Annotated in this window: 12 protein-coding genes; 7 read left to right on the plus strand and 5 right to left on the minus strand. The window is 36.2% G+C overall.

From position 1 onward, the window contains the following. Positions 1-131: 131 nt before the first annotated feature. The 3 genes from PVV64_RS06720 to PVV64_RS06730 all read right to left on the minus strand — a co-directional run bounded on the left by PVV64_RS06720 (position 132) and on the right by PVV64_RS06730 (position 4,190). On the minus strand, positions 132-689 hold the full coding sequence (locus tag PVV64_RS06720) for a DUF2059 domain-containing protein (RefSeq protein ID WP_273760342.1): 558 nt from the start codon (positions 687-689) through the stop codon (positions 132-134). A 58-nt stretch (positions 690-747) separates the two neighbouring features. Then, positions 748-1,488 carry a ribose-5-phosphate isomerase RpiA gene (gene rpiA, locus PVV64_RS06725; RefSeq protein ID WP_273760343.1) on the minus strand — a complete coding sequence of 247 codons (741 nt, stop codon included), beginning with the start codon at positions 1,486-1,488 and terminating at the stop codon, positions 748-750. Between the two features lie 419 nt (positions 1,489-1,907). After that, positions 1,908-4,190 (minus strand): ComEC/Rec2 family competence protein, encoded by a 2,283-nt coding sequence (locus PVV64_RS06730; protein ID WP_273760344.1) that lies wholly within the window; start codon positions 4,188-4,190, stop codon positions 1,908-1,910. A gap of 114 nt (positions 4,191-4,304) precedes the next feature. On the opposite strand from PVV64_RS06730, the gene gltX reads away from it, so the two are divergent. The 7 genes from gltX to PVV64_RS06765 all read left to right on the plus strand — a co-directional run bounded on the left by gltX (position 4,305) and on the right by PVV64_RS06765 (position 12,512). Then, a complete protein-coding gene (gene gltX, locus PVV64_RS06735; protein WP_273756123.1) occupies positions 4,305-5,732 on the plus strand; it encodes a glutamate--tRNA ligase in 1,428 nt (475 codons plus the stop codon). Positions 5,733-5,991: 259 nt separating this feature from the next. Beyond that, positions 5,992-7,287: a citrate synthase gene (gene gltA, locus PVV64_RS06740; RefSeq protein WP_273760345.1), complete on the plus strand. Its 1,296-nt coding sequence runs from the start codon at positions 5,992-5,994 to the stop codon at positions 7,285-7,287. Between the two features lie 940 nt (positions 7,288-8,227). After that, positions 8,228-8,980, plus strand: coding sequence for a transporter substrate-binding domain-containing protein (locus tag PVV64_RS06745; RefSeq protein ID WP_273760346.1), 753 nt, complete (start codon positions 8,228-8,230; stop codon positions 8,978-8,980). A gap of 427 nt (positions 8,981-9,407) precedes the next feature. Then, complete coding sequence (locus PVV64_RS06750; RefSeq protein ID WP_273760373.1) at positions 9,408-10,160, plus strand: transporter substrate-binding domain-containing protein; 753 nt, start codon at positions 9,408-9,410, stop codon at positions 10,158-10,160. A gap of 76 nt (positions 10,161-10,236) precedes the next feature. Beyond that, a complete protein-coding gene (locus tag PVV64_RS06755; protein WP_273760347.1) occupies positions 10,237-10,956 on the plus strand; it encodes an ABC transporter permease in 720 nt (239 codons plus the stop codon). After that, the gene (locus PVV64_RS06760; RefSeq protein WP_273760374.1) at positions 10,956-11,663 is read left to right on the plus strand and encodes an ABC transporter permease; all 708 of its coding nucleotides are present in this window, start codon (positions 10,956-10,958) and stop codon (positions 11,661-11,663) included. Before PVV64_RS06755 ends, PVV64_RS06760 begins: the two co-directional genes overlap by 1 nt. Positions 11,664-11,741: 78 nt before the next feature. Then, a complete protein-coding gene (locus PVV64_RS06765; protein WP_273760348.1) occupies positions 11,742-12,512 on the plus strand; it encodes an amino acid ABC transporter ATP-binding protein in 771 nt (256 codons plus the stop codon). A gap of 14 nt (positions 12,513-12,526) precedes the next feature. Here the strand turns inward: PVV64_RS06765 and lpxB are convergent, their stop codons facing one another. Together lpxB and PVV64_RS06775 are read right to left on the minus strand one after the other, a co-directional pair. After that, on the minus strand, positions 12,527-13,732 hold the full coding sequence (gene lpxB / locus PVV64_RS06770; protein WP_273760349.1) for a lipid-A-disaccharide synthase: 1,206 nt from the start codon (positions 13,730-13,732) through the stop codon (positions 12,527-12,529). Continuing rightward, positions 13,725-14,597 (minus strand): LpxI family protein, encoded by an 873-nt coding sequence (locus tag PVV64_RS06775; RefSeq protein ID WP_273760350.1) that lies wholly within the window; start codon positions 14,595-14,597, stop codon positions 13,725-13,727. Before PVV64_RS06775 ends, lpxB begins: the two co-directional genes overlap by 8 nt.

Raw genomic sequence — 14,597 nt, forward strand, 5'->3', positions numbered from 1 at the left:
ATTTATTTTCAAATATCACTTTTTCTATAAAGCAATGTCTTTTAAGAGACCATTTTATTAAAAACGGTGGGAAACCCACCGTCTTTTTTACAAACTAGGTAACATATATAATTGTAATGATATCAATCAAACTATTTTTTCTTTTCTGAAGGGCTCGATTTTTCAGGCGTAAGAGAGTTATCCAAATTAAGTGTTTCGGACATCTCCTTTTTTACATTTTTTACAAGATCCTGCATCAGAGTAGAACGCCATGTATCAAACGTAGAGTAGGCATCTCGCGCAAGATTTGGAACTTCTGTCAAAAATTTCTTACCGGTATCAGAATTATAAAATGCTGTGATGGCATCAAGTTCTTGCTGAGTAAAATACTTTGCATACACATGAGCAATCTCTTTTTCTAAATCAGCGCGTCGCTTAGCCAAAGCAAGTGCCTGCTTATCAACAATATCAGAAATAGCAGTTGCCAAATTGGGATCATCACCCATGAGTTCATCTTTGAGATCACGTGCCGCATTTGGGAGAAAGCTATCAAATTGATCCGTTGCACGAATAGCACGAATAGCTTTTCTGGCTGAAATTAAATGCTGCTCACTCACACCTTGTGCATGAGACATTCCTATATTCATAACCAAAACGGCAATTGCACCAAAATATACGACAATACGCTGACAAGAAAATACTTTTTTCATTAATGATTACCCCGATTTATAATTCAAATTCGTTATTTTATCTAAAATCTTTCATATTTTACTGTGTTAACATATCTTGATGTAAACTGTCTTCTCTAAAATCAAATGGCTCTAAAATTTTTATTTCTCCATCAGCCATAGCAACAATTGCACGTGAAGCTAATCCTAAAAAAAGACCATGCTCGACAACACCAGGAATTGCAAGAAGTGCATCTGATAATGATTTTGGCTGTAAAATACATCCCCAAAATGCGTCAAAAATAAAGTGACCGCCATCTGTTCTAAAAGGCGTTTCTCCATTCATTCGCAAGACAACTTCTCCAGAAAGCCCTAAACCACCCGCTACTTTTTCTATGGCTTTGCGTGTAGTATGAAGACCGAATGGATTGACTTCAATGGGCAATGGAAAAGCGCCAAGTTCTCTTACCACCTTTGTTTCATCCGCAATGATAAGCATCGCACGAGATGCCGATGCGACAATTTTCTCATGTAACAATGCCCCACCTCCCCCTTTAATAAGAGACATCCCTGGACCAATTTCATCCGCTCCATCAATATCAAGATCTAGTTCAGGTGTTTTCTCTAATGTACTGATAGGTATTCCGAATTTACGACAGAGTTGTTCAGAATAGAGCGAGGTAGCAACACCAGTCACCCGTAACCCCTTTGTAACACGCTCACCAAGAAGGCGAATAAACTCATTTACTGTCGAACCAGATCCGATACCAAGCCGCATATCATCTTCAACAAATTCAAGTGCCTTTAAAGCCGCCATTTCTTTTAACTGCTGAACATTCATGAATTACTTTACCTTTTGTCCCATCAGCGTCAGTTATCACAATGCGATAATAATGAAGTAGCCTATTACTTCAACCTGTTATCAATTTATTTGTCACTTTTTGATTGAGAAGAGATTTTAATTATTATAAATTATAAAAACAGATGATAAGAGTAAAATAGAATAATTAACAATTTTATCTCTTTAAAAAATTTATTGATATTTTCATTTTATTCTGCTCACCTCGATGAGGTCACACATAAAAAGTTTGCTACAAACTTATCAAAGTGTTTAGATATAAAAACATTGCTGCCGTAAGAAAATTGGAAGCAGTTTCTCAATTTTCATAATATTGAGAAACGCACGGCAAAAAAGCATAATCAAAAAAACTACCTATTATTTTTCTCTTGCTGTGTGAACACAAAAAAGGATGGAAAATACTACAGGCTATGCAATTTTTGTGAATATTGCCTGTGCATATTCCACGGTCTACGAAACCCCATCGAAGACCAAATAATATCTCCACTTTTAGTAATCATAACACTCCCTCGTGATAACAATTGTCGGAGAGTAAATATTATTTTTGCCTTTTTAGGACATGTTTGATTATCCACTGCAAATGTCTTAATGACAATATCTGCCTCTAAACATTGATCTGTTTCTCTATGCAACACAATTACTTTTAATCCATTTGCTAATAAGGATGCGCATACATTATGATCACATATGAACTGTCCATGAAATGACGGACCATATTTTGTTGGCTTGATCATCCCATTTACACGAAATAATTTTTCCCATATTGATGTCGTGAATTTAGAAATATGATGACGATCAATATATAATTTCTTTTCATCGATAACACCCACGAGCTTCATATTATCTGCTATAATGAGTTGTATCGGTGAACGCACAAAGCAAACAAAAAGACCAGACAAAATAAAAAAACTAAAAAAGAACCTAATGGGTGTTTTACAAAAAGTCAGTCCAACTAAACCTATACTTAATAAGACCAATGCAGATAACGGCATAAATCCAGGATTTAAAACAGGAGAAATAGATTTTATAGCATGAGCAATTTTTATCACAAGACCAATACCAAAACCCATAATTTGAAGTGGTAGCCATTCAAAGCCCCAAAACATTGAAAGGACTGCGATTAATCCAAAAGGTATGACGAAGATTGATACTATAGGTAAAGCTAAAGCATTGCTGATGATACTCAAGAATGCAATATTAGAAAAATGATAAGCAGCATAAATTCCACTGGCAGTCCCCGCTACAAACGAAGAGGCACATATGGAAAGTATTGATAAGAGAGCAAAATGAATGACTCCAGCTCCAATATAAGAGGGTGTTGTTTTTCTTATGCGATAAGATGACTGCCTGCCCCACCAATCAAAAAAAGCAATCAAAGCAGCAGTAGCAGAAAAGGACATTTGAAAGCTAGGTCCTAATATTTCATGCGGTGCAATAGCCAAAGTTATCAAACCTGCAATAGAGAAATTACGCATTGTTGCAGCAGAACGATTACACAAAACAGCAACCAACATAACAGCAATCATCACAAAACTTCTCTGTGCTGATACAGCAACACCAGACAAGAGCATATAAAACGCTGTTATCATTAAGGCAGCAATAGCAGCAAATTTTTTAGTAGAATAATAGGATGAAAAAACCGGAAAAAGTGCCAAAAAACCACGGATACTCACAAGAACTATGCTGCTCAACAAAGCCATATGTAAACCTGATATTGATAAAATATGGGCTAATCCAGCCGCACGCAATGCTTCATTTGTCTCATTTGAAATACCAGCTCGCTGTCCCGTTATAAGAGCGGCAGCAACATTCCCCTTTTCTCCGTCCATTGCCTTATGGATTCGTTGGGTTATATTGTTTCGTAAATTTTCAATTTTCTGTAAAACTCTATTAAATATTTTATTGGACTGTGAAACGGATATTTTAATTGGTTCTCCTAAATAAACTCCCTGAGCACCAATTCCTTTAAAATAATTATGGAAACTAAAATCATAACCTCCCGGATACACTGGCCCAGATAATGCACGGATCTTGACTTTTCCCTGTAGCCCATCACCAATTGCCGATCTATGTGGTAAGCGTTTTGCCGATAAACGAATACGATGAAGGCTATGACGTAATACAGGCTTTGCTGTCCTCAAAACATCTAGGACTAAACGAAACTCTCCCCCTTTTCCTGACTCAATAGAAACAATTCTTCCTGTTAGCGTGGTAATAACGTCGCTGCTCAGCATTGGTGTAGCTATCCGGTATGTTTCTATTTTTGCAGCCAAAGCACCCAATACAATACAAAACAGAAATCCTGTCAGAATCCAAATTCTCCGATAGAACCGTAAAATATACAACATTGCAATGCAGAGACTAATCAACATGGCAAATTGCCCCCAATTGGGCTCCTGCTCTAACCTAAAATAAAAAATGATACCTATGGAAAAAAAGACCAAAATTAAGGAGAAAAGAATTCCCCAAGAGATTTCTTTGTCGATGCAATCGACCAACCATTCCCAGAAAAAAATTATTGTATCTTTTAAAGGTGCAAAGATAAAAATCTTTCGTTTCTTACAAGTATCGTTATTTGCATCAGAACGGGGAGAAAAAGCTTTCTGCCATATCAGACTCGATGTTTTTCTTTCTGAAACATCATTTATGGATAAACCATCCTTAACTTTATTTTTATCAAACATCTGCAAATCCCCACTTTACTTGCAATGCGGCTATTGCACCCTCCATCAGCTATGCTAACATAATCCTTCTATAAAGTCCTATAAATAACATCTTATTTTTAAAGGAAGAGATCCGTGTCCGTTATTACCCGCTTTGCCCCATCACCAACAGGCTTCCTTCATATCGGAGGTGCTCGTACAGCCCTCTTTAATTGGCTTTATGCCAAACATACCGGTGGTAAAATGCTGTTACGAATTGAAGATACAGACAGAGAACGTTCAACAGAAGCAGCTGTAAAAGCCATTATAGACGGTTTGCACTGGATGGGACTTAGTTATGATGGAGCTCCTATTTCACAATTCGAACGCGCACAACGTCATCGTCAAGTTGCAGAACAATTGGTAAAAGATGGCAAAGCTTATTATTGTTATGCTTCTCCTGAAGAGCTGGCTGAAATGCGTGAAAATGCCCGTGCAGAAGGTCGCCCACCGCGTTATGATGGACGTTGGCGTGATCGTGATATTTCTAAAACGCCTAAAGACATCAAACCTGTTATTCGCATTAAAGCACCACAAGATGGGGAAACAATTGTGCACGACCGTGTTCAAGGTGACGTTCGCTTTCCTAATAAAGATCTCGATGACTTTATTATTTTGCGTTCTGATGGCTCACCTACTTATATGCATGCTGTAGTTGTTGACGATCATGATATGGGAGTCACTCACATTATACGTGGTGATGACCATCTCACAAATGCAGCTCGCCAAACAATTATTTTCAAGGCAATGGGATGGGATATTCCTGTTATGGCACATATTCCACTGATACATGGTGAAAATGGTGCAAAATTATCAAAGCGACATGGTGCCCTCGGTGTAGATGCTTACCGGACAATGGGTTATCTTCCTGCTGCTTTGCGAAATTACCTCGTTCGTCTGGGCTGGAGTCATGGTGATGACGAACTGATGTCAATGGAAGATATGATTTCTTGGTTTGATATTGATGATATTAATAAAGGTGCAGCACGTTTTGATCTCAAAAAACTCGATGCTATCAATGGGCATTATATACGCATGAGCAATGATCAAGATCTTTTTGAATCTGCTCTTAGTATTTTACCAGAAATTGAAGGTGGCTTACAAATCTCAGAAAGACTTGATGAACAACGTCGTGTTCAATTTCTAAAAGCTATACCACATTTGAAAGAACGTTCAAAAACATTGTGCGAACTCATTGACAATGCTTCTTTCATTTTTACACAACGACCATTACAACTTGACGAAAAAGCACAAACACTCCTAGATAAAAATGGACAAGCCATTTTAAACGATGTTTATCTTGCTCTGAAAGAAGTCCACTCTTGGGATACAAAAACGCTCGATGAAAAGCTTCGATCTTATGCGTGTACACAAGATCTCAAATTTGGCTCCATTGCACAACCACTTCGAGCAGCTCTTACAGGACGTCCAACTTCTCCTGGAGTCTTTGATGTTCTCATGTTACTGGGACGAGATGAATCACTCAATCGTATCAATGATCAACTTCTCACCACCACATGTTAGCGATATGTACATAGCCTATTAATCCGATAAGCATTCACGTACCAATGTTTCTACACAAACGGAAAACTAACTTCTTTTTTCAGTCGTGGAAATATACATTTGGTAAAATTGCAAATAAAATATTTTTTAGATTGCATGCGCTCACTTTTAGGGTAAATCTACCTTTAAATAGGTAGAGAAGAGGCTTCAATCATAGATCTCACACTCTGATGAAGCAGCATTTTGATTTTTAGGGGAAAGTATCTGAAAGGAATATCTAATGTCTGAGAATAAAGCACATATTATAGTAAATAATAAAAAAATAGAACTTCCTCTGCGTAAAGGTACAAGTGGGCCTGCTGTCATTGAAATTGCTTCTCTCTATAAAGAAACAGATATTTTTACTTACGATCCTGGTTTTACCTCAACTGCTTCTTGTGAATCAAAAATCACTTATATTGATGGAAATGAAGGGCTCTTGCTTTATCGTGGTTATCCTATAGATCAACTGGCTGAAAAAGGAGACTTTCTCGAAAGTTGCTATCTTTTACTCTATGGTGAACTCCCAACAAAACAAGAGAAAAACGACTTTGACCGTTGTATTATGCAGCACACGATGGTTCACGAACAGTTCGCACGTTTTTTTCATGGATTTCGTCGTGACTCGCATCCTATGGCCGTCATGGTCGCATGTCTTGGAGCTATGTCTGCATTTTATCATGACTCTATTGATATTACAGACCCTCAACAGAGAATGATTGCTTCTGTTCGTCTTATCTCAAAGGTTCCAACTCTTGCTGCTATGGCCTATAAATACAGTATCGGGCAAGCATTTGTTTATCCCAAAAATGATCTTAGTTACGCTGCCAATTTTCTTCGTATGTGCTTTTCTGTTCCTTGTGAAGAATATAAAACCAACCCTGTTCTGACTAGAGCAATGGATCGAATCTTTATTCTTCATGCTGATCATGAACAAAATGCTTCTACATCCACAGTACGTCTTGCAGGGTCATCAGGAGCAAATCCATTTGCATGTATAGCAGCAGGTGTCGCATGCCTTTGGGGACCAGCGCATGGCGGAGCCAATGAAGCATGCTTGAAGATGCTACAAGAAATAGGTTCCGTTGAGAGAATTCCTGAATTCATTGCACGTGCAAAAGATAAAAAAGACCCTTTCCGCCTTATGGGTTTTGGTCACCGAGTCTATAAAAATTATGATCCACGTGCAAAAATCATGCAAAAAACCTGTCATGAAGTTTTAAAAGAACTGAACATTCAAGATGATCCACTTCTTGATATCGCTATAGAACTTGAAAAAATTGCTCTGAGTGATGAATATTTTGTAGAGAAAAAATTATATCCCAATGTCGATTTCTATTCTGGTATCACGCTAAAAGCTTTAGGTTTTCCAACCGAAATGTTTACTGTTCTTTTTGCATTAGCACGCAGTGTTGGTTGGGTTGCACAGTGGAAAGAAATGATTGAAGATCCTGCTCAAAAGATCGGTCGTCCTCGCCAACTCTATACAGGTTATACCATGCGTGAATATGTTCCTATTGATGAACGAGTCAATTAAAAACATAAAATACCAATCAATACAGCCTCAATTGAGTGAGGCTGTATTGTGAATAGAACTAACAGCATTAAGATGGGTTTTTGTAAACCTTAATTTTGAAGCTCTTCTTGATAGCTATAATATTACTATAGAAATGATGAAGAAAAAATTTCTGGTGGCTTTTACAGAATAAATGAAGAAAATCCACAATGCTTATTTCTAAATAAGACAAAGATTTTTTCTAAAATAAAAATCTAACTTAACATCCTCATTCTATTCAATAAAGCAGTCTTGTATTATTCAATATACAGGCTTAGAAATATTATCATACAGTCATACTCAAAAGCAGCAGTATAACTCTGTCTTCCGATTCTAAAGAATGAGAAAAATAAATGACTCTTTATAGATATATCCTAATAATTGCTATTTTTCTTTAGAAGATGAAAAATGAAATAAAACGAACTCTTAAAATTTGCCGACGTAAAATAATATGTTATCAATAAGGTGCTATAGAAAAATCTATTTTGTGATGACACCCTCCTCATCAAATATTCCAATTCTCTATTTTTAAGCGCTTTTGTATCAGAAAAAGTTCCTATTTATGGAAAAAAATATTTTTTAAATATCTCAGCAACTTACAATACCATAACGCGAATGCTATTTTTTCGCTTTTCTGAAAGCTAAAATCTTTTTGCTTAAATTGAATAATCTTTTTTTAAAGCTAAATCTTATCTTCTAAAGAAAAATGATGAGAAATCATCTTAGAATAAATAATTTATACAATATAATCAATGAGATATTTATTTCTCTCTCTATCGAGTATCTCTATGTGATAAGAGAATATCCATTGTCATAATAGCAAAATAAACAATAATAAATTTTTGATTGCTCACGACAAGCTTACAGATTATAAAATACATGACGATCTTATATTTCCCTGCTTATCCGATAGGAGAACATAATGAAACTATTAGCAGTCGTTCTTATAATAAGTGCGACATTGTTTCCCCAATTTGCCCATGCTCAAACGCTCAAAATTGCGAGTGATGCTTCCTATCCCCCATTTAGTTACATTGACTCAAATAACGAACTCAAAGGATTTGATATTGAGATATCTTATGCACTTTGTAAAAAAATGAATGTTGAATGTGTCATCGTTACGCAAGATTTTGAGGGAATGATCCCTGGTCTTCTTGCAAAAAAATATGATGCTATTGTTTCTTCTCTTGCACCAACACAAGAGCGCTTACAAAAAATTGACTTCACAGACCCTTACTATAATACGGTACTCGCTATCATTGTTAGAAAAGATTCAGATATTAAAGAGATCTCGGCAGAAGCGTTTAAGGGAAAAAATTTGGGTGCACAATCAAATTCAACACAAGCAGCCTATGCAGAAGATCATTATGTCTCTAAAGGAGTAAACATTAAACTCTATCCTACAGTCATAGAGGTTACTCGTGACCTTTTAAGTCGTCGTGTTGAAGGGATTATCGTTGATAAAATACACGCTTTAAACTGGCTTAAAAATGAAGGAAAAGACTGCTGCCAACTGCTAGGAACTTTGGAAGAAACAAAATTTCCCATTGCAATTGCAATACGTCAAAACAATCATGATCTGAAAAATAAGTTCAACGAAGCGATAAAAGCAATCCGTTTAGATGGAACTTATAATAAAATTATGAAGAAATATTTTGCATTCGATATATACTAAAATCAATAAAAACGGGAATTTAATAGACGGTCTATTTCTTAAAAAATATTATCATAACTCTTTATAGATTTCTCGATATCTAGGATATAATAAGAGTGATATTTTATATGTCTGAGAATTAATTTTTGCATGCTTAAATTTAATAATCTTTTTTCAAAGCCAAATTCTATACTTTTTGAAAAAAATGACAAAAGAAACTCTCATGAGAGATAAAATAACTAGGCAATATAATCATGAGATAATTATTTCTTTTCTGTATGAGTAGCCCCATACTTGATAAAATAAATATTTTTTTGATAATGCTCTTCATCATCATGATCGAAAAACGAACAGCAATAAATTTTTGCATTGCTCCTAGAAGAGTTTGCAGATTATAGAATATATGACTATCTTATATTTCTTCGCTTATCCACAACAGGAGAACATAATGAAATTATTAGCAGTCGCTCTTATAATAACTGCAACACTGTTCACCCAATCGGCTCATACTCAAACACTAAAAATTGCAATTGAAGGTTCCTACCCTCCATTTAGCTACATGGACTCAAACAATAAAGTGCAAGGTTTTGACGTTGATATATCTTATGCACTTTGTAAAAAGATGAAGATTGAATGTAGCATTGTTACGCAAGACTTTGAGGGAATGATCCCAGGTCTTCTTGCAAAGAAATATGATGTGATTATTGCTTCTCTTGCTCTCACAGAAGAGCGTTTACAAAAGATTGATTTCACAGACCCTTATTATAACACAGAACTCGCTGTAATTGTTACAAAAGATTCGGAAATTAAAGAGATATCAGCAGAGTCTTTTAAGGGAAAAAATCTTGGCGTACAATCAAATACAACACAAGCTGCCTATGCAGAAGATCATTATGCCTCTGAAGGAATAAATATTAAGCTTTATCCTACAACAATAGAAGTTAATCGTGATCTTTTAAACCGTCGTGTTGAAGGGATTATCGTTGATAAACTACAAGCATTAAATTGGCTCAAAAATGAAGGAAAAGATTGCTGCAAACTTTTGGGAACTCTGGAAGAAACAAAATTTCCTATTGCAATTGCCATACGTCAAAATAATAATGATCTTAAAAGTCAGTTTAATAAGGCACTAAAGGATATTCGTTTGGACGGAACGTATGATAAAATTATAAAAAAATATTTTACATCTGATGTTTATTAAATATCAATCCGAACTAAAATTCGACAAACTGTTTATTACTAAAAATATTATCTAACTCTTTATAAGGAACACAAGAATGATTGAAAATTTAGCATTGCTATCATTTAGCAATGGTGGGTGGGGCATGGTTATACTTTCTAGTGCAGGAGTAACATTATCATTGGCTTTGTGCTGTGGGCTCTTAGGACTTCCTTTAGGTCTTCTCGCTGCCGTGATGATTCGCTCTAATATTAAGATAGCAAAAACTATAGCTACCCTCTTTTCATCGGTGTTCCGTGGGTTACCAGAGCTGTTAACTCTGTTTTTAGTTTACTATGGCTTACAAAATATTATTCAAATTGTTCTTGATTATTTTAATATTGAAATAATGTTCAGCATCAATGCCTTTGTTGCTGGTGTTTTAGCACTTAGTATGGTTCTTGCAGCCTTTTCTTGTGAAGTTTGGCTTGGAGCATTCAATATCTTTGATAAAGGTCAATATGAGGCAGCTAAAACTTTAGGACTTTCACGCTCAACAACGTTTTTTCGTATAGTTTTTCCTCAGCTTATTCAAAATGCTCTACCAGGACTTTCTAATAATTGGCTGACGTTACTTAAAGATACATCCCTCGTGTCAACCATTTCACTTGTTGACCTGATGCGACAAACGAATCTAGCGGTTGCAGCTACCGATAAACCAATGCTGTTTTATCTTGTTGCATGTTTACTCTATTTGTTATTTTCAGCGTTTTTTTCTGTCATCCTTCATTATCTGGAAAGATATACTCAAGCAGGATATAGAAAGGTATTAGGATGATGATACCTGAGTGGCTCTATTTTCTTTTTAATCCTGCTCTTTTGAACCGTTATGGCCCCAAATTTATTGAGGGCTTTATTGTTACTATTGAGCTTGTTTCGATAGCTTGTTCTATTGGTTTTGTTCTTGGTATGCTTATCGCATTTGCACGTTTGTCAAAGAATAAGTTATTAAAATATGTTGCACAGGCTTATGTCTACTTTTTTCGCGGTTCTCCTTTACTTGCTCAACTTTTTCTTTTTTACTACGGGCTTGGTTCAATGAACAACTTCTGGCAACAGATTGGCCTATGGTGGTTTTTTCAAAACGCATGGTATTGTTGTCTTTTCATTTTTGCTCTCAATTCTGCTGCCTATCAATCTGAAATCTTTAAAGGAAGTTTTCTCTCTGTAACAACTGGGCAACGTGAAGCATCAAAAGCATTAGGATTAAGTCGTTCTGTAACATTTTTCAAAATTATTCTACCGCAAGCAATGGTCGTAGCATTACGTCCCCTAGGCAATGAATTCATTTTAATGATAAAATCCAGTGCGATTGCCTCACTCATCACTATTTATGATTTAATGGGAATTGCCAAAATGACGTATTCACGTACATTTGATTTTCAAGTTTATATTTGGGCTGCTCTTATTTATCTTCTTATTGTTGAGCTCATTCACCGATTTGTTGTTTTTATCGAATATCGTCTCACCCGATATTTACGGTAAATAAACTGGTCAGAAAAAACTTACCAAATCAAAATGTTAAATTAAAAAATTTATTTACCAATGAAAGAATACAACAAGATGAATTTGGAAAATGATAAAGCTATCCATACAACTACACCCGTGATTTCCATTCGCAATTTAAATAAATGGTACGGATATTTTCAGGTACTCTATAATATTAATTTTGATGTTAAAACCGGTGAGCGTATAGTGCTGTGTGGCCCTTCTGGATCAGGGAAATCAACCTTGATCCGGTGTATTAATCAATTAGAAAAAGCTCAAGAAGGTTCAATTTGCATCCACAATATTGATATTCATGCGGCTCCCTTATACCAGCAAAAAAAGGTTCTCCGTAAAATAGGAATGGTCTTTCAGAACTTTAATTTATTTCCTCATATGAGCGTTATGCAAAACTGTATTTTAGCACCTATGACGGTTCAAGGCCTTTCTAAACAACAAGCACAAGAACGAGCAATGCATTATCTGACAAATGTTGGCATTGAAAAACATTGTCATAAATATCCTTTACAACTCTCTGGTGGTCAACAACAGCGTGTTGCAATTGCTCGTGCACTTTGTATGGAACCTGAAGTCATGCTTTTTGATGAACCAACCTCAGCTCTTGATCCAGAAAGTGTTGGTGAAGTTTTAGAAGTTATGGCCAAATTAGCAGATACAGGTATAACAATGCTTTGCGTAACACACGAAATGGGTTTTGCGCGTGAAGTCTCAGAAAGAATCCTCTTTCTGGAAAATGGGAAAATTATTGAAGACACAGCCTCTGACGAATTTTTTACCAATCCTCAAAGCCAACGTGCCCGCGCGTTTCTCGCTAAAATTAAACATTAACCATCAAGATTGTTTTACCAGCACAATTCTAAGTGCCTTGTTTTCTTGAGAAGGCGAAGAATTGTTTGGGCCCCAATAACTCCCGATGGGATTTCAGTTTTCATTTTTTGTTCCACTATCTCAAAAGCATCAAGTTGTGCCTGTCGTAATAAAGGATTATATAAAAGCTGTTCTATCTGCCTTGCTAACATGCCAGGGCGTATGAATTCGTTAAAGTATTCTGGCATAATAGGCTTATCAGCAATAATATTTGGAAGAGCAGCAGTCCATATTGTTATTTTAGGAAAAAGAAATAATTTAGAAAAAAAATCAAGTTTATAGCAATGAACCATGGGAATTTTTGCTAAAGCCAATTCCAGTGAAACTGTTCCATGTGCAGCAAGTGCAACATCTGCTTGTGCAAAAGCATGCCATTTTTCATCTTCACCAACAACAACTTCTACAGTGCTTTTCCACCTCTGTACAGAATCACGAATCGCATCCTGCAAATATGGTAAAGTTGGTAGAATAATACGTAAATGAGGAATACGTTGAGTAAGAATTTCTACGGCTTCTCGAAAAATCGGCATTAAAGAGCGAATTTCGAAATTGCGTGATCCTGGCAAAAGAACCAATGTGAACGATGATGTTTTTTCATCACGCAAGTGTTTTTTTTCTGCTTGATGTTTTCTTTCTTCTTGAACAGCCAAAAGTGGAGGATGTGTCGAAAGAGAATGACCAACATAGGTTGTAGGAGGACCTTCCAAGTCTTGCATAACCTTTTCTTCAAAAGGAAAAATCGCTAAAATATGATCAACAAATTTGCGCATACCCTTAGCGCGCTTTGGACGCCATGCCCAAACAGTTGGTGCAACATATTTAACAATAGGAATAGAGGGAGCTAAAGCACGCACCTTTTTTGCAACACGATGGGTAAAATCTGGACTGTCAATAATAATTAAACAATCAGGCTTTTCTCGCGCGATAAATTGAGATAAATTGCGAATATGGCGTAACAATAGTGGCAGTTTTTTTAATACTGTCCCTAAACCGATTAACGAAATATCTTGAGAATCAAAAAAACTTTGTAGGCCTAATGCCTTTAAATTCCTCCCACCAACACCAATCAAATGAATGTTGCTTCCTGTTTGTTGTACTAAACAAGAAATCAAATCTGCTCCAAGGAAATCTGCAGATTCCTCGCCTGCAATAACAGCAATTTTAAAGAAACAATTATTCATGATTAAACCTTTCAAATGTTTCTATAAACAAGGAATATTTGTTTGCTTTTTCTATTGTTGTTTTCACTGATAATATAAGACTTTTATTGGCCTCCACCGCAATGCCAGATAATCCACTTTTTGCAATATTTATTATTGTTGCTGGTCCAATTGATGGTAAGTCAACACGATGATCTTGTTGTGGTTTTGCACATTTAACAAGAACACCACCTTTAGGAGGAATTTGCTCTCTTTTTCGCATTTCATAAACCCGCCGCAGCATATTATCGGTTCCCTCTGCTCCCTCTAGCGCAACCACCCTTCCATTAACGACTACTGCGGCTTGCCCAATATCTAATTGACCTAAAAGCTTTGCGGCTTTTACTGCTAAGAAAATATCTTTTTTTTCTTTTTTCGTAGCCCGCCGTAATGTTAAATTAAATTCTGCTGATGCTAAAAGATCTGGTACAATTTCATGAGCACCAATCACACAAAAACCATATGCTTCAACAATGCGTATAAAAGCTTTTAATAATGCATCATCCCCACCTCTCAAAGCACCGATTAACTTAGGGAGAGCTAAAAATGTTGTCCAATCGAGTCGCAATTCCGTAAGAAGTGGTCGCCTTTTCACACCACCTGCCAACACAATATTACAAATTTCAGCTGCTTTTAAGATTTTAATGAGTCTTGCTAACTCTACAATGGACAACTCGCAATGCTCATAGCGACAAAGCACAGAGTCCGCCTCATTACGCAACAGCACAAGAAAAGGACTTTGTCCGTGCTTTTCAAGTGCTTCGGCAATAGTGATAGGTAAAACACCATTTCCTGCTATAATAGCGGTACGGCCGGAAAGAAAACTTCTGGCACAAGAGACAGGCAT

The organism is Bartonella sp. ML70XJBT.G (genome assembly GCF_028618575.1).
Lineage (GTDB): Bacteria > Pseudomonadota > Alphaproteobacteria > Rhizobiales > Rhizobiaceae > Bartonella.